Origin of the sequence: Pantoea sp. SIMBA_079 (assembly GCF_046940275.1) — a bacterium.
Lineage (GTDB): Bacteria > Pseudomonadota > Gammaproteobacteria > Enterobacterales > Enterobacteriaceae > Pantoea > Pantoea borealis.
Genome location: NZ_JAWRYR010000004.1, coordinates 276,386 through 299,380, shown reverse-complemented (window position 1 = coordinate 299,380; position 22,995 = coordinate 276,386). Strand labels below are relative to the sequence as shown.

Below are 22,995 nucleotides of genomic sequence, written 5' to 3'. Positions count from 1 at the left end.
TAACTCTTTAAATTACCGTGACTGCATAATTTCAAGGGTCTTTAAAATTTATATAATTCTTTGGTTTAAGGGTGTGCGGGTTCAGTTCCCGCCCCGGGCACCACACAAAAATCGAATCAAAAAAGCACTATAAGCAATGCCGTAACCGCACTCAGGCGGTTTTTATCGTTCAATGCAAAACTAAACCTGTTCAGATGACATGATTCATATTTTTTCTGCAGTGAATTGATAAAGCCTGGAGCAGGCGATGGCAGCGCTGCATGGCAACATCAATGGTCGATTTATGAAAGCTGTTCTTCAAAAGCAACATCTATACTTTGTTACTGAATTGTTGATTTCGGGTCAACCAGCCATACACCTTACTACATATAAACCTTATTTATGCAGGGTGTTTACACCAGGGTCTGCGCTTTAACATGTGGTTGCTGCCTGAAGGGATTCCGGAGAGAAGTCAGTAAAAATATGGAGATATTACTATGTTTACTATTAATACAGCATCGGCGCAGTCTGTTCCTGTTGCTCGGCCTCAGGCAGATGCTAATACATCAGAGGACTATATATCTCTGGACTCGTTTTTTTTTAACGATCCCTATGTAATAGAGCACATAGCGCTGGCGGCAACGCTGAAAAAGAACCAGACGGGAACGATGCTAAGCAATATTTTCAATAAAAATGATATCTGTTTTGATTCTGAACAGAAATTAAGAGACGCCGACTACGCTATAAAAGATGGTTTTCTGTATCGTTCCCACTATGCGGATCCTCATACTGTAACGATCGCAGGGGTAACCCGCAACACGCAGGAAAATGAGGAGGAAAATTTAGATGATTATCTGGCAAAGCTGTTTAAGCATACCGCCGGTCACGGCAGTCAGGGAGCCATATTATCTTTCAGTAGTCATGAGAAAAAAGCCAAAAAATTCATGGCAGAAGGGAAAGTACTCCTAAAAGTTGATGCTGATAATGAGGCGGATAAAAAAGAGTTTATCTCTGTGCCACAACTGATTCTTCAGCATGGTGGACGATTGCTGAAAACAGGAAAAATAGACAAGCTGACGCTGCTTTCTGCGCTTGATCAGCTCAACAACAAAGAGTATGAATTTTTTTATATTGGCAAGCCTCATGGCTATCAGTATGGCGAATTACCGCCGTACAAACTGGCTTCGGCTTCGGCTTCGGCTTCGGCTTCGGCTTCGGCTTCGGCTGCGGGTGAAGCAGGGCAACCGATTGCTACGAATGCTTTGGCCCGCGACAAAAAGCCTGTTGCAACAGCCATGGTACTTAGAGAAGATAAAACCGGTATAGCCCGCGATCATATCTGCTATCCGGGAGTCAGCAGCTGCCTTACTATCACATTCAGACACGAGAACTTTTTAGCAGGAACACATTTAACAATAGCGTCAGACAAGAAAGCTCTTAAAGATATACTGCAGGAAATAAAAGCGTTTAGCCCGGATACACCCGTTGAGATTGTTGTCGCTTCTCCATTTTCTGTCTATAAGAACAATGCATTTGATAAAGAGTTAAATACCCGCTCAAAATTAAAAAAAATCATAGCAAAGATGTTTCCCGATACGCCAATCCAGATGGTTGATACCTCAGACATACAGTCTTCCCATATCCTGGTCAGTAAAAATAGCGTTGAGTACGTAAACGAAAGCAACTTCAGAGTCATTGGTAATCATTGTCCCGATGCGTCAGCATTCGCAAGATCCGCTGAAAACGCTGAAAACGCTGAAACCGTCATGCCGGAAAGATCCACGCCCTTAGCCTCGCTGGCAACCAGCAGCGGTGGGGCGGTAACGCGCTCAGCACTGAGCGCCTGGCTAAAGGAAACTGATTTACCCTCGCGCAGCAGTGAAAAAGAGGTTTTACAGCATTTAAAAGAGGCTGGCGTTGCTGTCACTGCTTCCCAGCTGAAAAAAGCCTGGTCCGATGCACGGCCGGCCAGCTATGCTGTTCTCGCTTCAGCGCCGGATAAATCCTCTTCAAAAATCGCCCCACCTGAAATAAAGAAATTACGCCCAATCAGATCCCTGGCAACGCTGAAATATCAGCACGGAATGCCGGACCACGATCGGCAGCACGAATTCAATGCCCTGCTTAAATTAGGTCTGCCGCTGGCTGAAGTGGCGCACCATCCGGGTAAAGAGATACTTAAGACTATTTTAGATAAGGATATTTCCTCTGCCAGCTATCCGCAAATGAGTAATGATTTTAGCCAGGCCCTCGCTGCAGATTATTATGAGACTTTAAACGAGACTATTGCTGGCGAAGCAAGCCTGGCAAACGAAGTAACCCAAACCTCACTGCTCGACCCGCTAAAGCAATATTTGCTGGAAAAACGTGGGCAGATAAATATGCACTCCTGGAATGATGGATTAATCCGGACCCTGAGCGTTGCAGGAAAGGATACGGAGACTCAACGGGCTGCTCGCGCATTATCTGCAGAACTGGAGCGGGAGCCTGAAATCGGCACTGCATGGAAACCCGGATCGTCTGTAGCGCAATCGCCTGAAGTAGAGCGCATCAGAGGTAAATTGGCTCAGCTGACTACCCCTGAAGGTTTTATACAGGCAGAAGAGAAGCTGACCGGACATGTTCTCCGGCGCGACAAGAATATTCAACAGGACAGAGAAAGGCTGGCACACAAGGCAGCAATAGATCAGGCAAAACGCAGGGAAGCGGACCGTGATGCGTGGAACAGCCTTGAGCACCACGTTGCTGATATGGTTGCAGGGGGGCAGGATCTCAGGGCCAGGCATGCCCGAGAGAGAAGCGAAATCAACGCTCGTTTCAGCCAGTATTATCATGCTCGCATGCGTGCTTATAACAGTAAAAGAGAAGAGACAGGAAAGAAAATGCAAGCGATGCTGAAAGCGCTGGCAGTCCAATCCGGGACGACTTCAACACGCAGTATGAGCGTGCCAGCGGCTAACCTGAGGCCGGTTATCAGTACGGCAGAGCGGTTAAGAAATGAAGCTGATGCTGCTATAACGGCTTTTACCCAGGCACTGCAGAAAAATCTTCCTGATAGTGAGCTAAAACAGCGCCTGACTGACATGGAGCGGGTCACGGAAAAGCTGGCGGCTGAAGAGCAACGTCTGTTTAATCAGGTAGCAAGCCTCATAGAGAAAAATTTATCCGTAACACGACCGGATGAGACAGAGGTAGATAGATTATTAGGACGACTAACGCAGGAAGTTATGGAAGAACGCCTCGCGGATATTAACCAGACTCCCGGACTCCCGGACCTGCCTTCGGCGGGGAGAAGTGAGAGACAGCATCAACGAATAGCCATGGTGCGGTCTGCTCATGATAAAGTCGGCAAAGAGTAAATCTGGCTAATAACCGTGACTTCATACCGGGAATGTCGGCAAAGGCAGGATGTCGATTGCTTTTTTAAAGAGAAATATTTTTGCAAAGGTAAGGATTCACTGCCGCTTGTATCCATACTTCAACATCCCGGTCAGGCAATAACTACCCGGCGCAGCCGGGTAGCGGGCATTATCCCTGCGGCTGGCCGACCGGGCCTTCCCCTTCGCTGGCGCCTGGCACCGGCTGATTACTTGGCGCGTGCGGACGACCGTCGGCACCCACGGCATCACTGTGCTGCATGCAGCCTGCCAGTGAAAGAAGCGTAACCGCTACCAGACCTGCTTTTATAATCCACGACATACAATCCCCTTAATAAACTGCTTTTATACGCTTGCCATTCAGCGCGTTGCGCCGTTAAGCAAAGCCGCTGAAAGGCTAACTTGCAAGCGAAACGGGGGAGTTTTAGGATTCCGGACGGGCAGGGCGCGCAGAGGGCGCCCTGCTGGCAGGCGGGTTAACCGAGATTACCGCTCAGACGATCGCGAAAATCACTGCTGCGGTTATCCAGACCGGTAAAGGTCACGGTGGCTCCGTGACGCTGATAACGGTATTCGATAGCATCCAGTGCGGCAACGCTGGAGGCGTCCCAAATCTGGGCGTGAGTCAGGTCGATAGTGACCTGGCTCGGATCGTGGCCATAATCAAAGTGCTCGAACAGGTCATTACTGCTGGCGAAAAACAGCGGACCGCGTACGGTGTAGTGAACCCGATCCCCGTCCGGGCTGAGCGTGCGCTCGGCATGGATAACATGGGCGATACGCCGGGCAAACAGCATCATGGCAAGGATCACGCCAAGCAGTACGCCAATCGCCAGGTTGCTGGTCCAGACGGTGATCGCAACGGTCACCACCATGACCAGCGTTTCTGACCACGGCATCCGTTTCAGCGTTGCGGGTTGCAGGCTGTGCCAGTTAACGGTTTTAACCGCCACCACCATCATAATACCTGCCAGAACCACCATCGGGATCTGCGCCATGATATGGCTCAGGCCAGTGACCAGCAACAGCAGTACCAGTGCAGCCGCTACGGTTGAAATCCGGGTGCGTGCGCGACCCAGTTCAACGTTAACAATCGTCTGACCGATCATGGCGCAGCCCGCAATACCGCCATAAAAACCAGCGAGAATATTGCCAATACCCAGTGCCCAGGATTCCCGCCGTTTGCCTGACGGAGTATCGGTAAGATCATCCACCAGCTTTGCCGTCAGCAGCGACTCCATCAGGCCGACAAATGCGACGGAAAGCGCGGCAGGCCAGACGATCTGCAGCGTCTGCAGGTTCAGTGGCACCAGCAGTTCGGTAAAGCCGGGCAGCCCGGCGCTCATCGGACCTTCATCGCCCACGCTGGGTACGCGATAACCGAGCAGCAGGGCAACGGCGGTCACCACGACAATAGCAACCAGCGGCGACGGAACACTTTTCAGCACGCGCGGCAGCAGCAGCACAATGGCCAGCGTGGCGGCAAACAGGCCCCAGACCAGCGGAGAGTGGCCCCAGACGTGCGGTACCTGTGCAAAGAAAATCAGTACGCCCAGCGCGTTTACAAAGCCCAGCATCACCGAGCGCGGGATATAACGCATCATGCGCGAAAGGCCGGTAACGCCAAACAGAATCTGAATAATGCCTGCCAGAATGACGGCAGGCAGAATATAGGCCACACCGTGCGCGTGGACCATCGGGCCGATAACCAGCGCCACTGAACCCGCCGCCGCGGTCACCATCGCCGGGCGTCCACCCAGCAGTGAAAGCGTCAGACAGAGTACGACCGAAGCGATCAGACTGACTTTGGGATCAACGCCCGCAATAACAGAGAAAGAGATAACTTCAGGAATGAGCGCCAGGGCAGTGATAACCCCGGCCAGACACTCGCGGGTGAGCAGGGCCGGCGAACGCAAAACGCGGGCGACCGTTAAATCGCCAGCGTCAGCTGTGGTGCGATCGGTTTGTGAATTCATAACGTGTGTGGACTCTAAGTTATAAGGCGTATGCAGCAGCGATGCAGCTGGAAAACAGGGTGTGTGACGTGTGAATGTTACCGGGCATTGATGGCCCAGGCCAGCGAAAGAGAGACAGCGGCAGGGTAAAAAAATAACCTCTGCAGGTGGAAATCCAAAAAACACCTGCAGAGGCGACGCAAAAGCATCATTCGTTACTGAATCGTCAGCCGATTCATGGCGCTAAAGTTATACAAAAACAGCGTTTTTGTACAACTAATTTCTTAAGCATTTTGTGCGATATTAGGCTTTTAGCTGCGCTCTCCGCAGGCTGTGGTCTGACATGTACAGGTTTTTATCTCAAATCGATACAACCTTTTCCTTTTTATATCTGCGTGGATTATAATTACGCCTTCTTTTAGTTAGGTATCTAACCATTAGGTGGCTAAGTTTGGTTGACTATCCGCAGCCTTTTTCCCGGCTTTTACATCAGACGGCTCATGCATGGCGGCTGGCGGTCGATCGCCGGCTGAAAGAGAATGATTTGAGTATGAGCAGCTGGATGGCCATTGCCAGCGTCGCTACCGCCAGCCAGCCGCTGACGCAGAAAGCGCTGGCGCAGCAGCTGGGTCTGGAGGATGCGAGCGTAGTGCCGCTGGTGGATCGGCTTGTGAAGCAGCAGCTGCTGGCTCGTCTGCAAACGCCGGAAGATCGGCGTAAGCGTCTGCTGGTGCTTACCACGCAGGGCGAACAGGCGTTTACCCAGGTCAAAGCGCAGGCAGATGCCCTGCGCAGTCAGCTGCTGGCTGATATCGATCCCGCTGCGCTGGCTGTGACGGAAACGGTACTGCAGCAGTTGCTTAACCGTCTGGGTAGTGCCTGAGTATGGCCAGGCGTAATCCTTACGCGCAGCGGGAGTGGCTGCCGCATGAAAAGCCGATGCTGCCGGGCTCACCCTCCACGCCGTTGCATTCACCAGGCAAACGCGTCGCGTTTGGTCTGATCGGCTTGCTGATTACGCTGACCGGCGCGCTGAGTAACGCGCTGGTTACGGCGAATCTGACAAATCTGCAGGGCACGTTTGCCGCGTATAGCAACGAAATTGCCTGGCTGCCGGCGGTATACGTGATGGGAAATATATCGATCAACCTGCTGCTGGTGAAATTTCGCCAGCAGTTTGGTCTGCGGCTGTTTACTGAAGCGTTTCTGGTGCTGTATGTCATCGTGGCGTTTTTTCATCTGTTTGCCAACGATCTCAGCTCCGCAATTATTGTGCGCACCGCACACGGAATGGTCGCCGCCGCGCTCAGCTCGCTGGGCATCTACTATCAGGTACAGGCGTGGCCGGCAAAGCACCGGCTCAAGGCGCTGGTGATTGGCATTACCGCTTCGCAGCTGGCGATCCCGCTGGCGCGGCTTTTTTCTACTGAGCTACTGCAGCTGGAGGAGTGGCGCGGGCTCTATCTGTTTGAACTCGGGCTGGCGCTGATTGCGCTTGGCTGCGTGCTGGTGGTGAGACTGCCCCCGGGTGACCGCATTAAAGCGTTTGAAAAACTCGATTTTGTGACGTTTCTGCTGCTGGCACCCGGTATGGCGCTGCTGTGTGGCGTGCTGTCACTGGGGCGTATTGAGTGGTGGTTTACTACGCCCTGGCTGGGCGTCTGTCTGGCGCTGGCGCTGGTGCTGATTGTTTCAGCTGTGGTACTGGAGCATAACCGGACCAACCCGCTTATCAACACCCGCTGGCTGAGCAGCGGCATGATTGTCCGGCTGGGTATCGCCATGATCATGATCCGTATCGTACTGGCTGAGCAGAACACCGGCGCGATCGGCTTTTTGCAACAGCTGGGGCTACTCAACGATCAGCTGCACGGCCTGGCGCTGGCCATTATCGCCGGCGTCATCTGCGGCATTATCGCCAGTGCGCTGACTATTAAGCCTGGTCAGCTTAACTGGCCCATTGTGACCTCACTGGCCATTATGATTGTGGCCTCGCTGATGGATGCGCAGTCAAATCCGCTGACGCGCGCGCACAATCTCTATTTTAGTCAGTTTCTGCTGGGCTTCAGCAGCGCCTTTTTCCTTGCGCCAGCTATGCTGCTGGGGATAGGCAGCGTGGTGACACAGCCGAAAAACCTGGTCAGCTTTGTTGTACTCTTTGGTATGAGCCAGAATCTGGGCGGGCTGATCGGGTCAGCCATCCTCGGAACCTTTCAGACCTGGCGGGAGAAGTACCATTCCAGCTTACTGGCCGACAGACTCTCGCAGCTTGATCCTAACGTTACCGAACGGCTGGATCAGTACCGGGCGCTGTTTAACAGCCAGCTGACAGACAGCGTACTGCTGAGTGCCCAGAGCAGCAGCCAGCTACAGACAGTCGCCACGCTGCAGGCGAATGTCCTTGCCTATAATGACACTTATCTGCTCACGGCAGCCCTGGCGATGTGCACGCTGCTGTGGGTATTATGGCGGCTGTCGCGTCAGCGTTATCTCGCGTGGCGGCAGGCGAAAAATCATCAGGATGAGCCGCGTCAGACTGCGCCCTCAGCGAACTAAACGGAGAAAAGATGAGTCAACAGGATGATCTGCAGGTAGCTGAGCGCGAACGCACGCATCGCCGCCGCACGCTTTCTATCGCTGCCGGCGCGGGCATTGTGATTGTGGGTGTGCTGGTAATTCTTTATGCGTGGCAGCTCTGGCCGTTTACCAGCAGCGTGCAGACCACCGAAAACGCTTATGTACGCGGCCAGATCACCTTTATCAGTCCGCAGGTCAGCGGCTATCTGACCGGTGTTGAGGTCGTGGATCTGCAGCCGGTGAGCCGGGGTGAGCTACTGATGACCATTGACGATCGTATTTATCGTCAGCGTGTGCATCAGGCACAGGCGCAGCTGGAGATGAAAGTGGCGGCACTGAAGAATAATCAGCAGCAGCGGAAAAGTGCTGAAGCGACCATTCTCAGTAACAAAGCCGCGCTGGAAAATGCCCGGGCACAGCGGCAGAAAAGCGGGCTTGACTTAAAACGGGTAGAAAATCTGGCGTCGGATGGGTCGCTTTCGGTGCGCGAGCGTGACGCCTCACGTGCAGCTGATGCGCAGGCGCAGGCGCAGATGCGACAGGCCGAAGCGCAGGTTGCCGTGGCGCAACAGAATCTGCAAACGGTGGTGGTGAATCGTGCTTCGCTTGAAGCGGATGTGACTAACGCCCGCGCGGCGCTGGAGCTGGCGAATATCGACCTTGCCAACACCCGCATTGTGGCGCCTGACAGCGGTCAGCTGGGACAGCTCTCTGTGCGCAAAGGAACCTATGTTACCGCCGGTACGCGTCTCACCTCGGTGGTGCCGGATAAAAAGTGGGTGATTGCCAATTTTAAAGAGACGCAGCTGGCGCATATTCGCCCGGGCTTACCGGTGACGTTTAGCGTCGATGCGCTTAATGGCCGGCGCTTCAGCGGCAGGGTGGAGTTCATTTCCCCTGCGGCTGGCTCAGAATTCAGCGCCATCTCACCTGACAACGCCACCGGAAACTTTGTGAAGATTGCGCAACGTATTCCGGTACGGATCAGCATTGATGCAGAGGAGCAGCAGCTGCTGCGCCCGGGCATGTCAGTGGAGGTCAGCATCGATACTGCCGCAGAACCGGTGAAGGAGACGCCGTGAAGCCGCTGTTAACTCTCTCACTTGCGCTACTGCTGCTCAGCGGTTGTGCTACTGAAGTGGAAAAAGCCCCGGCATCGCTTCCGATCCCGGCGCAGTGGCGTGATCGGACCGGGCCACAGGCACCCCCGGAAGCCGCGTGGTGGCGTACTTTTGGCGACAGCGATCTGAATCGTCTGGTCAGTCAGGCGCTGGAACATAACAGCGATATTCTTCTTGCCCGGTCGCGTGTCGATCAGTATCGGGCACAGGTGCGCGCGGCGCAGGGCGATAACTTTCCGGTGATCTCGGCCGGGGTGGCCGCCAGCCGACAGCGTTCGCTCTCGGCAGCAACCGGCCAGCCTAATGAAAGCGCCATATTTCAGGGGTTGCTTCAGGCTAATTATGAGGTCGATCTTTGGGGCAGCCGCAGTAACAGCATACGCGCGGCGGCGGCTACGCTGGAGGCGCAGCGCGCGGCGGCGGCGGCGGCTGAGCTTACGGTGGCCAGCTCAGTGGCATCAGGTTATGTCACGCTCGCCGCCCTGGATGAGCAGCTGCGCGTGACTCAGGCGACGCTGGCAACCCGCGAAAACTCCCGCCAGCTTGCCCGACGCCAGTTTGAAACCGGCTACACGTCACGACTGGAGTGGATGCAGGCGGAGTCAGAGTACCAGACGGCCAGCGCGCAAATTCCGCAGCTGCAGCATCAGATTGCACAGCAGGAGAACGCATTAAGCGTCCTGGCGGGCATGAACCCGCGTGAGATCGCACGCAGTCATCGCTTTGATAACATCCGGCCGCATAAGCTGCCCGCGCTGCTGCCCTCGCAGCTGCTGAACCGGCGTCCCGATATCATTCAGGCGCAGCGTGCGCTGCTGGCGGCAGATGCCTCTCTGGCGTCCGCACGCGCCAGACTGCTGCCTTCACTTAACCTCACCGCCAGCGGCACGCTGCAGAGCAGTGAGCTGCATACATTACTGGATAATCCGTTTCGTCTCTGGAGTCTGGGTGGCAGCATCCTTGCGCCTTTGCTTAATCGCGAAGCGCTGACGGCACAGGTTGATGTGCAGATGGCGACGCGTAATCAGGCGCTCTACAGCTATGAAAAAACGGTTCGTAACGCTTTCTCAGAAACAGATGACGCGCTGGATGCGATTCGCCGTAATCAGGAACAGCTGGCAGAACTGCAAAAACAGGAGGAGTTTGTGGCGGAAGCGTATCGGATTGCCCGTAATCGTTATCAGAATGGTTATGCCTCTTATCTTGATGAGCTTGATGCGCAGCGTACGCTGTTTACCACGCAACTGAATATTGTTTCAGTGAAAAACAATCTGCTGCAGGCACAGATCGATCTCTATCGGGCGCTGGGTGGCGGCTGGCACGCTGCCTGAGGCGGGATTTTAGCAGTAACGGGAGAGTGATAAAGTCACGCACGGTATCTGTTTCGCGGGGAAATAGTCGTGAAATCTTTATCACTTTCCATTACACTCAATGCGCAATTCCGCCTTTATCCTGCTTATGCTATTGAGTTTCCATGAGTTTGCCGGCTCCACCTGACGATCACGACGAGTCTCATCGTCAGCCGCTTGACGATGCCCACTTCGCCATTGTGGTTCTTGCGGTCACTTCGGTAACGCTTATAATCTTCGTCCTGATGCTCACTCTGTGGATGAGCTAACGCCTGCAATGCAGCTGCAACGCCCGCAAGGAGTGCTAAATGGACGCCCGCGACGATAAACTGATCGCTATTATCGGCTTACTCTGCGCCTGTCTGATTGGCGTGATCTTTCTGGTTACCATGGCCTGGCTTACCGATGTACGCCGCCCTGTCGACCCGCTGCAGGACGCAAAAACCTGTGCGCCGGGGCCTCATCGTGCTCAGCACTCCTGACGCTGCCATTTGATTTGCTGACTGCGCAACTCCAGTGCCAGTCCCTCATGGAGAGTGCGGTTACCGTTGGGATCGCCAAGCCCGAACAGGGCGCCGGGCGAACGGCGATCATCTGCCCAGGCCGGATACTCCACCACGGGATAGAGTGAAATTCCCTCCAGCGCAACGCCCTGCGCCAGTGCCAGCCGCGCTTCAGCACTGACGTGCCGCAGCCAGGGCGCACGCGCCTCGCCTTCAGCCCCCGTTTCCGCCAGCAGCAGCGGACGCTGATAACGCTGCCAGCACGCCAGCAGCAGCTGATGCAGAGGCTGACGCTGCGGATGGTCGGGGGGCAGAGTATCACCTGACCAGAACCAGTGATTGTCGGGATAGTAGTTCAGGCCCAGTATATCGAGAAAGTCCGTCTGTCCGCCGAGTCCGGGTTCAGCGCGTCCTGCCAGCCAGTCCCACGCTTCAAACTGCATCTCATGCTGTCGGGCAGCATGCTCTGCACTCTCTGGCTTACCCGCATCTGCGGCGATTTGTACCAGCGGATCGGTCAGCACAAAGCGTGCTTCAGGATAGACGTCGCGGATCGCGTGCATGGCCGCCAGAGAGGCGCGCACCAGCTGACGCTTCAGATCGCGTCCGCGCTCGCTGGCATAAGGATCGAGCCATGAAACATCCGCACCGGCCCAGGCCCAGAATGAGATTTGATTGATCGGGGTAAAAAAAGGCTGCTCTACGCCCTCATCGCGCATCAGCTGTGCCATAGCGCGTGCATAGCGGGCAAAGTGTTCAACAAACGCCGGTTTCCAGATATCGAGATGTGCCGGATAACCAAAGTGAGCCAGTTCCCAGATAATCTGCATATTATGGCGTGCGGCCGCGTGGATCATCGGCAGAAAGGAGCGCCAGTCGTACTGGCCAGGCGTGGCTTCAATCAGATGCCAGCGCGCACCATCACGTGCCGTGTGCAGGCCTTCCCGCGCCAGCGCGGCGTAGTCTTTGTCCAGCAGCATATCGTGTCCGCTACTGACAACCATATCCAGACGGCGGCCACCGCTGCGGCAGGCGGTAGAGCAGGGAAAGCTGCCCTGAAAAAAACTGCGAAAAAGCCGGGGTTGATAACGAGGCAGTAACGCGGTCATATTTCACTCCTCAGGTAAACGCCTGATGCAGAACCACGGGCTAAGTCTAGACTAAATTAGCAGCCGGCTCTGCCGATCAGCCGTGCAGGTTGCCTGCCACAGCGACAATGCTAATAGTAAGCGTGATTACGTATTCAGGGATCCAGTATGAGCGAAGCAGCAGCGCTGCCCGGCCAGTTGGCCGCGGGCGGTGAGTTACGGCAAAGCGTGGCGCAGCAGTGCGCACAGCATCCCGGTCTGAGCGGCATCCATCCGCTTAACGATGGATTGGACGCGTTTGCAGCGCGTTACCTGCTGATGAGCATGGCGCGACACACTATCGATGTGCAGTATTACATCTGGCATAACGACATGTCCGGCCGCCTGCTGTTCAGCGCGCTGCTGGATGCTGCCGGACGCGGCATCAGGGTGCGCTTACTGCTGGATGATAATAATACGCCAGGGCTGGATAACACGCTGGCGGAACTGGATCGTCATCCGAATATTGCAGTAAGGCTGTTTAACCCGTTTTCCTTCCGCACGCTCCGTGCGCTGGGCTACCTGACTGACTTCGCCCGCCTGAATCGCCGTATGCACAACAAAAGTCTCACGGTTGATGGCGCCGCAACGCTGGTGGGAGGGCGCAACGTTGGTGATGAATACTTTGGCACCGGCAATGAGCCGCTGTTTACCGACCTCGACGTGCTGGCCATCGGGCCGGTTGTCGATGAGGTCACAGCGGATTTTGAGCGCTACTGGCATAGTCAGGCGGTATCGCCGTTACGCAGCGTAGTGGACGTACGCAGCGATGAGGCCGAAGCGGTGCGCCTGCCGCCGGAATGGCAGCAGAGTGAGGCAGTGCAGCGTTATCTGGCACGCCTTGACCACTCTACCTTTGTCAGCCAGCTGGAGCAGGGCGCGCTGGAGATGACCTGGGCACAGGCACGCCTGCTAAGCGACGACCCGCGAAAAGGGCTGGGCAAAGCCAGGCGTAGCAGCCTGCTGCCGCAGCGGATGCTGGAGGTAATTGGCACGCCGCAGCAGCAGTTCGATATTATCTCAGCCTATTTTGTACCGACCCGCGCCGGAGTCGCACAGCTATTGTCACTACGCCGGCGCGGCGTACGTATCGCCGTGCTGACAAACTCACTGGCCGCTAATGATGTCACCGTGGTGCATGCCGGATATGCACGCTGGCGAAAAAAGCTGCTGCGCCATGGTATTGCGCTGTATGAGCTGAAACCTCAGGCACACGCCGGCGACCCGCCGCACGATCGCGGACTGACGGGTAACTCTGGCTCCAGCCTGCATGCGAAAACGTTCACCGTTGATCAACGCAAAGTGTTTGTGGGCTCTTTTAATTTTGATCCCCGCTCAGCGGTACTCAACACCGAAATGGGACTGGTGATTGAGAGCGAAACCCTGGCGCGCCAGACGCATCAGCGCTTCAGTCGCGGCATGCAACATCGTGCCTGGACGCTGCGGCTGGACAAGTGGGGCCGCGTTAACTGGATAGAACAGGATGAGCAGGGCGCAGAAGTGGTACATAAACATGAACCGCAGTCGACGCTGCTGCAGCGACTGCTGGTGCGGCTGGTGTGGCGGCTGCCGGTAGAGTGGCTGCTGTAGCGACGCGCTGAGACGCGCCGCCGGTGCAGCATCATCCTTTCTGCGCGGCTTTTTTACCGGAAAACAGAAAGCGCAGCAGCGGAATACGCAGGTGGATTTCATACAGCGCAAAGGCTGCCGCAAATACCGTTATCAGCCCGGCAAAGAAACCCAGCGTATTATTGCTGATGTGTGGCGTCACATATATCCCATACAGAATGGTAAGCGGATGATGGACGAGATAGATAAACAACGAGGCGTTTACCAGATAAACGATGCGGGGAGAGTGGCTGTTCAGCAGGCGGTGCCCGACGCTATAGCAGACATTCAGCATGCATACGCCCATCAGCGTTGAGAGCAGCATATCGGTCTCATAAAGCCAGCCGTCGCCGTTGCCATAACGCTGGTTCAGGTAATAGGCGATAAAGACCGGCACGGTGCCAAAGCAGACCAGCGGGTTGAACCGCACAAACAGCGCCTTCAGCGGCGGATGTTTCCAGCTCAGCGCGCCCAGCATAAAGAACGGCAGATACGTCAGCGTCTGCATGACCGCAATAGTAAAGAGTCCATCCATCATGATGCCCGGCGTCAGCAGCAGCAGCGTGCGGCGCAGTACGCACCACAGTAACGCATAGCCCAGCAGTGCCAGCGTCACGCTGCCCCAGCCGGTCTGCTGATAGTCACGCGTGCTTCGCTGGTTGTGCAGCCAGCGAAACGTCAGCATCCCCAGCGCCGTCAGGATCACCAGCACCAGCAGAAACCAGAGGTGCGAGATCAGATCCCATACCAGGGCGTTATATTTGTCATACGCTGAAAAGCGATCCCAGCCATCAAGTTTATGAGTGAGATATTTCAGTAAGAAGAACTGCGGCAGCGTAATCAGCGGCACAGCCGCGAGCAGCGGAATACCCACGCGTTCCAGCCTGACCCTGAGCCAGCGAGCCGGCTGATAGCGCAGGTAAAGCATGTAGGAAAAATAGCCGGAGATAACAAAAAACACCTGCATGCGAAATGCATGGATGAAATCGTTGAAAAGGGTCAGCCACAGCGTGGCATCCTGACTGTTTACGGACCAGCGCTGTGTCGAGTAGATCAGCGAGACGTGAAACGGCACCCCCAGTAGCATCAGGTAAGCTCGAATCGAGTCGAGAAAATATTCGCGTTCAGGTTTTACAGCGCTCATAAGCTTCCGGTTCATCCTATACAGGCTGGTTTCACCCTGAAACCAGATCGTGCAGCAGAACATTCTGTTGCCGGTTAACAGCCTATACTATCAGTTGATTCTGTTTCTTAAACCGCCGGGTTTAATATTCCGAAAAGTGCTCTGGAGGCTTGGCGCTGCGCGGAACAATGTTTTACATAAGCTGTCGGAAAACCGAATAATCCATTAAGATGAGTGGGTTTGATCTGAGCACACGAAAGGGGGGGGATGTGCTAAATAAAGTGAAAAATAATAGCGGGCTGGTGAAGATGCGCTGGACCAGCGCAGCAGTACTGCTGGCGCTGTACGCAAATAATAGCTGGGCGTTTAACATTGATGATGTGGCAAAACAGGCTAAGGCACTGGCAGACAAAGGTTTTGAAGCGCCAAAAAGTAATTTACCCTCTCAATTTCGTGAAATGAAATTTGCGGATTATCAGCAGATCCAGTTTAACCACGACAAGGCATACTGGGGCAAACTGCGTACGCCGTTTAAGCTCGAGTTTTACCATCAGGGGATGTATTTCGACACACCGGTGAAGATCAATGAAGTCACTGCCTCCTCGGTGCGTGAAATCAAATACGATCCGGCCTATTTCAATTTCGGCAACGTCAAACATGACGCTGACGCAGTAAAAAATCTCGGCTTTGCCGGATTCAAGGTGCTCTATCCGCTGAATAACAAAGGCAAGCAGGATGAGATCAGCAGCTTCCTTGGTGCCAGCTACTTCCGCGTAATCGGGCAAGACCAGGTATATGGTCTTTCAGCGCGCGGTCTGGCGATTGACACCGCGCTGCCCTCTGGCGAAGAGTTCCCGCGCTTTAAAGAGTTCTGGATCGAACGCCCGAAACCTCAGGCGAAGCAGCTGGTCATTTACGCACTGCTTGATTCACCTCGCGCTGCGGGCGCGTACCGTTTTGTACTGAAACCAGGCAAAGCCTCGGTGGTCGATGTGCAGTCTAAAGTCTATCTGCGCGACAACGTGGGTAAACTGGGCGTGGCACCGCTGACCAGTATGTTCCTGTTTGGTGCGAATCAGCCTTCCCCGGTCAGCAACTTCCGTCAGGAGCTGCACGACTCCAGTGGTCTCTCGATTCACGCCGGAAACGGCGAGTGGATCTGGCGTCCGCTGAACAATCCACGTCATCTGGCGGTCAGCACGTTTACCATTGAAAACCCGAAAGGTTTTGGTCTGCTGCAGCGCGGACGCGATTTCAGCCACTACCAGGATCTGGACGATCGCTATGACATGCGCCCAAGCGCCTGGGTTGAACCGCAGGGTGACTGGGGTAAAGGTCGCGTTGAGCTGGTTGAGATCCCGACCGCAGATGAGACCAATGACAACATCGTTGCCTTCTGGACACCAGAAAAACTGCCTGACGCGGGCAAAGAGATGCATTTCAACTATCGTCTGCACTTCACCCGTGATGAAAACCAGCTGCACCAGGATGACGTTGCCTGGGTTAAAGATACTCTGCGTTCTGCGGGTGATGTGAAACAGTCTAATCTGGTTCGCCAGCCTGACGGTTCTATCGCCTTTACCGTTGATTTCACCGGTAAAGCGATGAGCATGCTGCCGGAGGATACGCAGGTCGCGCCGCAGGTCAGCGTTGGTGATAACGCCGAAGTGGTTGAGCAGAGCGTACGCTACAATCCGGTGACCAAAGGCTGGCGTCTGGTGCTGCGTCTGCGCGTGAAAGACAGCAAGCAATCAACCGAAATGCGCGCCGCGCTGGTAAGCGGTGACAAGACATTGACGGAAACCTGGAGCTATCAGTTACCTGCCAATGAATAAATCGACTTTTTTACCTCAATCTTATGTGGAGGCGCTGCCGCTTGATGCGGCAGGTCGCGCGCGACTCAGCACATCGCTGCAAAATGCGCCCGCTTTCCACGCTATTCACACAGTGCTGGGGCAGGATAATGCCGCCAGCGACCGGCCTGACGACGCACCGCTGAAGTCCGTTTCATCACGCATAGCGATGACGTGGCCGGATGCGGTTGCGGATGGCCAGCAGTTCAGTAAAGATTATCTCGATCGCACGACGTTAAAAGCGATGCCGCCGGTTAAGCGCTCGCTGATGTTCCCGGAAGCCTGGCGTACCAATCCGCTGGCGCGCGCATGGAACTCTCTGCGCGGGCAGAAAACGCACCCGCGTTACGCCACGGCGGAAGAGCAGCGCGCTGAGGATAAGTGGCGTCATGTCGGTTCAATGCGCCGCTATACGCTGCTGATCCTGACCATCGCGCAGACCGTGGTGGCGACCTGGTATATGAAAACCATTCTGCCTTATCAGGGCTGGACCCTGCTCGATCCTGTCGGGCAGTTTCAGCAGAACTGGGTCGAGTCGGTTAAGCTGGTCCTGCCTTATATTCTGCAAACCGGTATTCTGTTTCTGTTTGCGATTCTGTTCTGCTGGGTATCAGCCGGCTTCTGGACAGCGCTGATGGGCTTCCTGCAGCTGCTGATCGGACGCGATAAATACAGTATCTCTTACTCCACCACGGGTGATGAGCCGCTGGATCCTGCGCACCGTACCGCGCTTATCATGCCTATCTGTAACGAGGATGTGGAGCGTGTCTTTGCCGGACTGCGCGCGACCTGGGAATCGGTAAAGCGCACCGGGAATGCTGAGCATTTTGATGTTTACATTCTCAGCGACAGCTACGATGCGGATATTGCGATTGCCGAGCAAAAAGCGTGGATGGAGCTGGTTCGCGACGTGGGCGGAGCGGGCAAGATTTTTTATCGTCGCCGCCGCCGCCGCGTGAAGCGTAAAAGCGGTAACATCGATGACTTCTGTCGCCGCTGGGGCAGCAACTACAGCTACATGGTGGTGCTGGATGCTGACAGCGTAATGAGCGGTGAGTGTCTGACCGGTCTTGTGCGCATGATGGAAGCGAACCCGAATGCCGGGATTATCCAGTCTTCGCCAAAAGCATCGGGTATGGATACGCTCTATGCGCGCTGCCAGCAGTTTGCCACCCGCGTTTACGGGCCACTGTTTACCGCAGGGCTGCACTTCTGGCAGCTGGGCGAATCGCACTACTGGGGGCATAACGCCATTATTCGCGTGCAGCCCTTTATTGAGCACTGTGCGCTGGCGCCGCTGCCGGGCGAAGGCTCATTTGCCGGATCAATTCTGTCGCATGACTTTGTTGAAGCTGCGCTGATGCGCCGTGCCGGCTGGGGCGTCTGGATCGCTTACGATCTGCCGGGTTCTTATGAAGAGCTGCCGCCTAACCTGCTGGATGAGCTGAAGCGCGACCGTCGCTGGTGTCACGGTAACCTGATGAACTTCCGTCTGTTCCTGGTCAAAGGTATGCACCCGGTGCACCGTGCCGTCTTCCTGACCGGCGTGATGTCTTATCTTTCAGCGCCGCTCTGGTTTATGTTCCTTGCGCTTTCCACCGCCCTGCAGGTGGTCCATACCCTGATGGAGCCGACCTACTTCCTGCAACCTCGTCAGCTCTTCCCGGTCTGGCCGCAATGGCGTCCCGATCTGGCCATTGCGCTCTTTTCCACCACGCTGGTGCTGCTGTTCCTGCCAAAGCTGCTGAGCGTGGTGCTAATCTGGTGCAAAGGAGCTAAGGCTTATGGCGGCGCGCTGCGTCTGTTCATTTCGCTGATGCTGGAAATGCTGTTCTCGGTGCTGCTGGCGCCGGTGCGTATGCTGTTCCACACCGTGTTTGTGGTCAGCGCGTTCCTGGGCTGGGAAGTGGTCTGGAATTCGCCGCAGCGTGATGATGATGCCACTCCCTGGAGTGAAGCGTTTCGCCGCCACGGCTCGCAGATGCTGCTTGGCATTGTCTGGGCCGCAGGCATGGGCGTGCTGGACCTTAACTTCCTGTGGTGGCTGGCACCGATTGTCTTCTCGCTGATCCTGTCGCCGTTTGTTTCAGTGATGTCGAGTCGTGCAACCGTGGGGCTGAAAAGCCGGCGTGCGAAACTGTTCCTGATCCCGGAAGAGTATGAGCCGCCAAAAGAGCTGGTTGATACAGACCACTATCTGCAGATCAACCGCGAGCGGGCGCTGAAGCATGGCTTTATGCATGCGCTGTTTAACCCGGCGTTCAATGCGCTGGCGACCGCGCTGGCCACGTCGCGTCATAAACAGAGTACGCTGCTGGATCACGCGCGCGATCGGCACGTGGATCAGGCGCTGAGCGATGCACCGGAAAAACTGAATCGTGAACAGCGTTTGCAGCTGATTAGCGATCCTGTGGTTCTGGCGCGTGTGCATACCCGGCTGTGGGAAAACGCGGATAAGTATCATCAGTGGCTGGAGAGTTATCAGAAGCTGACGCTGAATCCGCAGGCACTGCCACCGCGTGTCTGAACAGCAGTAAAATAAGAAAAGCGGCAGCCATGCCGCTTTTTTATTGCCGGTGCTAAAGCCGGGCAGGGCAGGTATAGTGGCAGTTCAATCAGTGAGGATAAGCGATGTGAAAAGCGTTCTGGCAGTCGTACTCTCAGGCAGTGTGCTGATACTGAGCGGGTGCGGCAGCATCATCAGCCGTACCGTGCCCGGACAGGGGCACGGCAACCACTATTATCCCGGCGTGCAGTGGGATGTCCGCGACGGCCCGTGGCGCATCGTCACCATTCTCGATCTGCCGCTGTCGCTGATAGTGGACACGCTGCTGTTGCCGGTTGACGCGCAGCATGGGCCTTATGAGTGAGATTACGCCAGATTATCTGAATCCGTGTTGTCGTCTTCCCACTCTTCTGCGGCCACTTCGCCCTCTTCGAGATCGCGCTGTGGTGCCAGCTGAAATTCACCATCATCCCACTCGTGCAGGGTGTTTTCAGACTGCCACTCCTGACGCATCTCAATTTCATCAAAATTGCCGTCAAATACCGCCTGTGCTGCTTCACCACTCAGCAGCGGCAGGCAGTCACCCTGTTCATCTTCGTTTGCAAAGAACTCTGCCTGCCACATGATGTCGCCATCCTGCATAACATATTTCTGCAGACCAAACTGGCTGACGTTGACATCCTCTTCAGACACACCCTGCTGGCTGGTCATAAACTCTTCGCGTGCGGCTTCAATTGCTTCTTCTAAGGTGCTGAACAGATCCATCAATGACTCCTTGACTGTAAAAAGGGGATTTTACAGAAGGATAGACGAAAATTTGCAGAACGCAGTCAGGGAGGCGAGCAGTACGGGCAGGTGAGGGAAAAATCACCTGCCCGTACGCATCAGAGCATTTTTTGCGGGAAGTGCAGGACCGGCCGGACAGTTTCGCGCATCACCGGTGCAGAGTAACGAATACAGCATTTGATACACGGTTTCACTTTCTTGAAGTTAATACGCGCGGTGGCCAGCGCCTGATTCAGATTATAAAGGGTGCCGATAAACACCATATCTTCTTTAAGCGGCATCCGTTTGCACTCTTTGCGATGCAGCAGATGATAGCCTTCCTGATCGGTACCGATCGTAACGTAATAATAATGACCTTTGTTCATATTATTTTGTCCTGCATGAGATTTGCTGTGTGTAATCTTTTTTATTTTTCTGAGAACAGTTAATTGGTTAACTGTTGCAAACGAAATTAACCGGAATCAGCAGAGTGAACCAGTGTAATAAAGTAATTAAAAATCTTTTTAAAGTAATGATATGGAATAAGCAGCCTGTTTTATCGACAACGCATTGTAAAATAAGTCAATTTTTCTGCATTGATAAGTAAGTCAAACGATTTTGAAAAAAATAAATAGGATTAGGCCTGGAATTATAGATGATCAGGACCAGATTGCACTCTTTTAATTGATAAGTCTGGCGCAGAAACCAGAGATGGGGCGGGAGCCTGGCTGGTAAGGCGCGTTAAAGCAGCCCGGTTCGGCCACGTGACCTGTAACCGGAGTTAATGCTTTTAAGACAAAACCGGATATAACGCTGGATCTGTTGGACATATCAGGTGCGGTTCAGGCTATCAGAGACAGGGCTGATAGCCTGAACGCTATGCTGCTTCAGTAACGCGACGGCTGGCCTTCCGGGCGGGTTTTAAAGCGGCGGTGCAGCCACATATATTGCTCAGGCGCGAGCAACACGGTCTCTTCAACCACGCGGTTCATTACCGTTGCCGTATCCAGCTCACTCTCCAGTGAGAACTGATGGCGAATATCCGGCATCAGTTTCAGCTCGTAGCCGCGTCCGTCCGGCAGACGACGCGCCAGGAAAGGCACCACGCTGGGATTAGCCAGGCGAATCAGCATATGGGTTCCGGTCGTTGTGGCGGCCTCTTTGACGGCAAAGAAAGGCGCAAACACGCTGCTGCGCGGGCCGTAATCGTGATCCGGCGCGTACCAGATGATGTCATTATTTTTGAGCGCCCGGATCATGCCTTTGAGATCTTTGCGATCCAGCATACTTTTATTGGAGCGCATCCGGCCCCAGGTCTGCAGCCAGTCAAGCAGTCGGTTATCGTTCGGACGATAAACACCAATACCCGGGTTGTACATGCCAAACACGCGAGCCCCCAGCTCAAGGGTCAGAAAATGCATGCCGATCAGCAGAATTCCGCGCTTTTCTGCCAGCGCCTGCGTCACATTCTCCAGTCCTTCCGGCTTAACCCATTTGCGAATACGCCAGTCGGGCCAGAACCAGGCCATACCGGTTTCAATCAGCCCCATTCCCACTGATTCAAAGTTGTGTTTAACCATCGCCTCGCGGTCGCTGGCGGGCATATCAGGAAAGCAGAGCGCCAGATTGCGTCGGGCAACCTCTGTGCGTCGTTTCATAAAACGCATAGCAATACGTCCCAGACTGCAGCCAAATGCATACAAAAGCGGGTAGGGAAGTAAGACCAGCACGTATAAAAATCCAATGCCCAGCCAGGTGAGCCAGTAGCGCGGATGAAGCAGTTCACGGGTAAATTGCGGAAGTTGGGTCATGGAAGAATCAGTATCCTGCGTTCTGTACCAGAGAGTCCGGTTTCTGTTATATAACGCAATTATGCCATTTTTTGTCGTTAACTGTAATCACACCGCGTTCACAGCGGCTGTCAGGCTGGCGTTTGCCGGAATAACAGACAGTTCAGCAGAGAGAGCCAGTACAAATGCGTCCCGTCAATTTGGTCCGGGGACTAGGCACAGCTGTGAATTCAGGTATCATGTGCGCCCTGAAATTCTCTCATTGCTAACAGGTGTTCACCATGCCAGTGTTACATAACCTCGTTTCCAATAAAGAGCTGAAAGATCGCATGCTGGCGGAAACCGAGCCGCGTACGACAGTCTCTTTTTATAAATATTTCCAGATCAACGATCCTAAGGCGTTCCGCGATCGCCTCTATATTGCGCTGACGGCGCTCAGCGTATTTGGTCGTGTCTATGTGGCCCGGGAAGGAATTAACGCGCAGATCAGCGTGCCGGCCGGGAAATATGAAGCGATGAAAGCGATGCTGTACGCTTTTGAACCGGCGCTGAATAATCTGCGCATGAATATTGCACTGGATGATGACGGTAAATCATTCTGGGTGCTGCGCCTGAAAGTGCGCGACCGTATTGTTGCCGATGGCATCGACGATGGCACTTTTGATGCCAGCGATGTAGGCAGCTATCTGAAAGCAGCAGACGTGAATGCGATGCTGGACGATCCTGATGCCGTGTTTGTCGACATGCGTAACCACTATGAGTTTGAAGTGGGCCATTTTGACAATGCGCTGGAAGTGCCTGCGGATACTTTCCGCGATCAGCTGCCTATGGCGGTTGATATGCTGCAGGATAAGAAAGATAAAAAAATTGTGATGTACTGCACCGGCGGTATTCGCTGTGAAAAAGCGAGTGCCTGGATGAAGCATAACGGTTTTGATGATGTCTATCACATTGAAGGCGGCATCATTGAATATACGCGTCGTGCGCGCGAGCAGGGATTACCGGTACGTTTCAAAGGCAAAAATTTTGTCTTTGATGAGCGTATGGGCGAGCGTATTTCTGATGATATCCTTTCCAGCTGCCACCAGTGCGGTACACCGTGCGACAGCCATACTAACTGTGTTAATGATGGCTGCCATCTGCTGTTTATTCAGTGTCCCGCCTGCGCTGAAAAATACCAGAATTGCTGTAGCCCAATCTGCATGGAAGAAGCAAAACTGTCGCCTGAAGAGCAGCGCGCACGGCGTGCCGGACGCGAAAACGGCAATAAGGTGTTTAACAAATCGCGTGGTCTGCTGAATATGACCATGACTATCCCTGCACCCGATAAGTCATAATGGCAGGCGCCGCCTGAGAGAGTCA

Annotated in this window: 18 protein-coding genes; 11 read left to right on the top strand and 7 right to left on the bottom strand. The window is 54.5% G+C overall.

What is annotated here, in order from left to right; genetic code table 11:
* The first annotated feature begins 476 nt into the window (after positions 1-476).
* Positions 477-3,338: a hypothetical protein gene (locus SB719_RS08845; RefSeq protein ID WP_412159140.1), complete on the top strand. Its 2,862-nt coding sequence runs from the start codon at positions 477-479 to the stop codon at positions 3,336-3,338.
* 169 nt (positions 3,339-3,507) lie between these two features.
* Here SB719_RS08845 and SB719_RS08840 read toward each other — a convergent pair whose 3' ends face one another.
* Both SB719_RS08840 and SB719_RS08835 read right to left on the bottom strand, forming a co-directional pair.
* A complete protein-coding gene (locus SB719_RS08840) occupies positions 3,508-3,678 on the bottom strand; it encodes a hypothetical protein (protein ID WP_167350680.1) in 171 nt (56 codons plus the stop codon).
* A gap of 154 nt (positions 3,679-3,832) precedes the next feature.
* A complete protein-coding gene (locus SB719_RS08835; protein WP_065649637.1) occupies positions 3,833-5,332 on the bottom strand; it encodes a SulP family inorganic anion transporter in 1,500 nt (499 codons plus the stop codon).
* A gap of 430 nt (positions 5,333-5,762) precedes the next feature.
* Between SB719_RS08835 and SB719_RS08830 the strand changes: the two genes are divergently transcribed.
* The 5 genes from SB719_RS08830 to SB719_RS08810 all read left to right on the top strand — a co-directional run bounded on the left by SB719_RS08830 (position 5,763) and on the right by SB719_RS08810 (position 10,840).
* Positions 5,763-6,194, top strand: coding sequence for a MarR family winged helix-turn-helix transcriptional regulator (locus tag SB719_RS08830; protein WP_065649636.1), 432 nt, complete (start codon positions 5,763-5,765; stop codon positions 6,192-6,194).
* Between the two features lie 2 nt (positions 6,195-6,196).
* Complete coding sequence (locus SB719_RS08825) at positions 6,197-7,867, top strand: MFS transporter (protein WP_065649635.1); 1,671 nt, start codon at positions 6,197-6,199, stop codon at positions 7,865-7,867.
* 11 nt (positions 7,868-7,878) lie between these two features.
* Complete coding sequence (locus SB719_RS08820) at positions 7,879-8,970, top strand: HlyD family secretion protein (RefSeq protein WP_304232416.1); 1,092 nt, start codon at positions 7,879-7,881, stop codon at positions 8,968-8,970.
* Positions 8,967-10,340, top strand: coding sequence for an efflux transporter outer membrane subunit (locus SB719_RS08815; RefSeq protein WP_412159139.1), 1,374 nt, complete (start codon positions 8,967-8,969; stop codon positions 10,338-10,340). Before SB719_RS08820 ends, SB719_RS08815 begins: the two co-directional genes overlap by 4 nt.
* 326 nt (positions 10,341-10,666) lie before the next feature.
* Positions 10,667-10,840, top strand: a complete 174-nt coding sequence (locus SB719_RS08810; RefSeq protein WP_167350679.1) for a hypothetical protein — start codon at positions 10,667-10,669, stop codon at positions 10,838-10,840.
* Here SB719_RS08810 and SB719_RS08805 read toward each other — a convergent pair.
* Positions 10,828-11,970, bottom strand: coding sequence for a beta-glucosidase (locus SB719_RS08805; RefSeq protein WP_293004624.1), 1,143 nt, complete (start codon positions 11,968-11,970; stop codon positions 10,828-10,830). The two genes, SB719_RS08810 and SB719_RS08805, sit on opposite strands and share 13 nt — an antisense overlap.
* 147 nt (positions 11,971-12,117) lie before the next feature.
* Here SB719_RS08805 and SB719_RS08800 point away from each other — a divergent pair, with 147 nt between their 5' ends.
* Entirely contained in the window at positions 12,118-13,578 is a 1,461-nt protein-coding gene (locus tag SB719_RS08800) for a phospholipase D-like domain-containing protein (RefSeq protein ID WP_304232423.1), read from the top strand.
* 31 nt (positions 13,579-13,609) lie between these two features.
* Here SB719_RS08800 and mdoC read toward each other — a convergent pair whose 3' ends face one another.
* On the bottom strand, positions 13,610-14,740 hold the full coding sequence (gene mdoC / locus SB719_RS08795) for a glucans biosynthesis protein MdoC (RefSeq protein ID WP_292972131.1): 1,131 nt from the start codon (positions 14,738-14,740) through the stop codon (positions 13,610-13,612).
* A 278-nt stretch (positions 14,741-15,018) separates the two neighbouring features.
* Between mdoC and SB719_RS08790 the strand changes: the two genes are divergently transcribed.
* The 3 genes from SB719_RS08790 (at position 15,019) to SB719_RS08780 (ending at position 19,442) form a co-directional block, all read left to right on the top strand.
* Entirely contained in the window at positions 15,019-16,554 is a 1,536-nt protein-coding gene (locus tag SB719_RS08790) for a glucan biosynthesis protein G (RefSeq protein WP_206099914.1), read from the top strand.
* On the top strand, positions 16,547-19,099 hold the full coding sequence (mdoH, locus tag SB719_RS08785; RefSeq protein WP_065649629.1) for a glucans biosynthesis glucosyltransferase MdoH: 2,553 nt from the start codon (positions 16,547-16,549) through the stop codon (positions 19,097-19,099). Before SB719_RS08790 ends, mdoH begins: the two co-directional genes overlap by 8 nt.
* Before the next feature lie 106 nt (positions 19,100-19,205).
* Entirely contained in the window at positions 19,206-19,442 is a 237-nt protein-coding gene (locus SB719_RS08780) for a YceK/YidQ family lipoprotein (protein ID WP_065649628.1), read from the top strand.
* Positions 19,443-19,444: 2 nt separating this feature from the next.
* Here the strand turns inward: SB719_RS08780 and SB719_RS08775 are convergent, their stop codons facing one another.
* From SB719_RS08775 to SB719_RS08765, 3 genes are all read right to left on the bottom strand, one after another.
* On the bottom strand, positions 19,445-19,843 hold the full coding sequence (locus SB719_RS08775) for a MysB family protein (RefSeq protein WP_065649627.1): 399 nt from the start codon (positions 19,841-19,843) through the stop codon (positions 19,445-19,447).
* Positions 19,844-19,962: 119 nt separating this feature from the next.
* A complete protein-coding gene (locus tag SB719_RS08770; protein ID WP_065649626.1) occupies positions 19,963-20,229 on the bottom strand; it encodes a hypothetical protein in 267 nt (88 codons plus the stop codon).
* 501 nt (positions 20,230-20,730) lie between these two features.
* Positions 20,731-21,654 (bottom strand): Kdo(2)-lipid IV(A) acyltransferase, encoded by a 924-nt coding sequence (locus SB719_RS08765; RefSeq protein ID WP_065649625.1) that lies wholly within the window; start codon positions 21,652-21,654, stop codon positions 20,731-20,733.
* A 260-nt stretch (positions 21,655-21,914) separates the two neighbouring features.
* Between SB719_RS08765 and SB719_RS08760 the strand changes: the two genes are divergently transcribed.
* Positions 21,915-22,970 carry a rhodanese-related sulfurtransferase gene (locus SB719_RS08760; RefSeq protein ID WP_412159138.1) on the top strand — a complete coding sequence of 352 codons (1,056 nt, stop codon included), beginning with the start codon at positions 21,915-21,917 and terminating at the stop codon, positions 22,968-22,970.
* Positions 22,971-22,995 lie beyond the last annotated feature (25 nt).

Excerpts from the sequence above, each read along its gene's own strand:
- SB719_RS08760 (WP_412159138.1), top strand. The coding sequence starts at position 21,915 with ATGCCAGTGTTACATAACCTCGTTTCCAATAAAGAGCTGAAAGATCGC.
- SB719_RS08765 (WP_065649625.1), bottom strand. The coding sequence starts at position 21,654 with ATGACCCAACTTCCGCAATTTACCCGTGAACTGCTTCATCCGCGCTAC.
- SB719_RS08800 (WP_304232423.1), top strand. The coding sequence starts at position 12,118 with ATGAGCGAAGCAGCAGCGCTGCCCGGCCAGTTGGCCGCGGGCGGTGAG.
- SB719_RS08775 (WP_065649627.1), bottom strand. The coding sequence starts at position 19,843 with ATGGATCTGTTCAGCACCTTAGAAGAAGCAATTGAAGCCGCACGCGAA.
- SB719_RS08835 (WP_065649637.1), bottom strand. The coding sequence starts at position 5,332 with ATGAATTCACAAACCGATCGCACCACAGCTGACGCTGGCGATTTAACG.
- SB719_RS08840 (WP_167350680.1), bottom strand. The coding sequence starts at position 3,678 with ATGTCGTGGATTATAAAAGCAGGTCTGGTAGCGGTTACGCTTCTTTCA.
- SB719_RS08805 (WP_293004624.1), bottom strand. The coding sequence starts at position 11,970 with ATGACCGCGTTACTGCCTCGTTATCAACCCCGGCTTTTTCGCAGTTTT.
- SB719_RS08845 (WP_412159140.1), top strand. The coding sequence starts at position 477 with ATGTTTACTATTAATACAGCATCGGCGCAGTCTGTTCCTGTTGCTCGG.
- mdoC (WP_292972131.1), bottom strand. The coding sequence starts at position 14,740 with ATGAGCGCTGTAAAACCTGAACGCGAATATTTTCTCGACTCGATTCGA.
- mdoH (WP_065649629.1), top strand. The coding sequence starts at position 16,547 with ATGAATAAATCGACTTTTTTACCTCAATCTTATGTGGAGGCGCTGCCG.
- SB719_RS08770 (WP_065649626.1), bottom strand. The coding sequence starts at position 20,229 with ATGAACAAAGGTCATTATTATTACGTTACGATCGGTACCGATCAGGAA.
- SB719_RS08825 (WP_065649635.1), top strand. The coding sequence starts at position 6,197 with ATGGCCAGGCGTAATCCTTACGCGCAGCGGGAGTGGCTGCCGCATGAA.
- SB719_RS08810 (WP_167350679.1), top strand. The coding sequence starts at position 10,667 with ATGGACGCCCGCGACGATAAACTGATCGCTATTATCGGCTTACTCTGC.
- SB719_RS08820 (WP_304232416.1), top strand. The coding sequence starts at position 7,879 with ATGAGTCAACAGGATGATCTGCAGGTAGCTGAGCGCGAACGCACGCAT.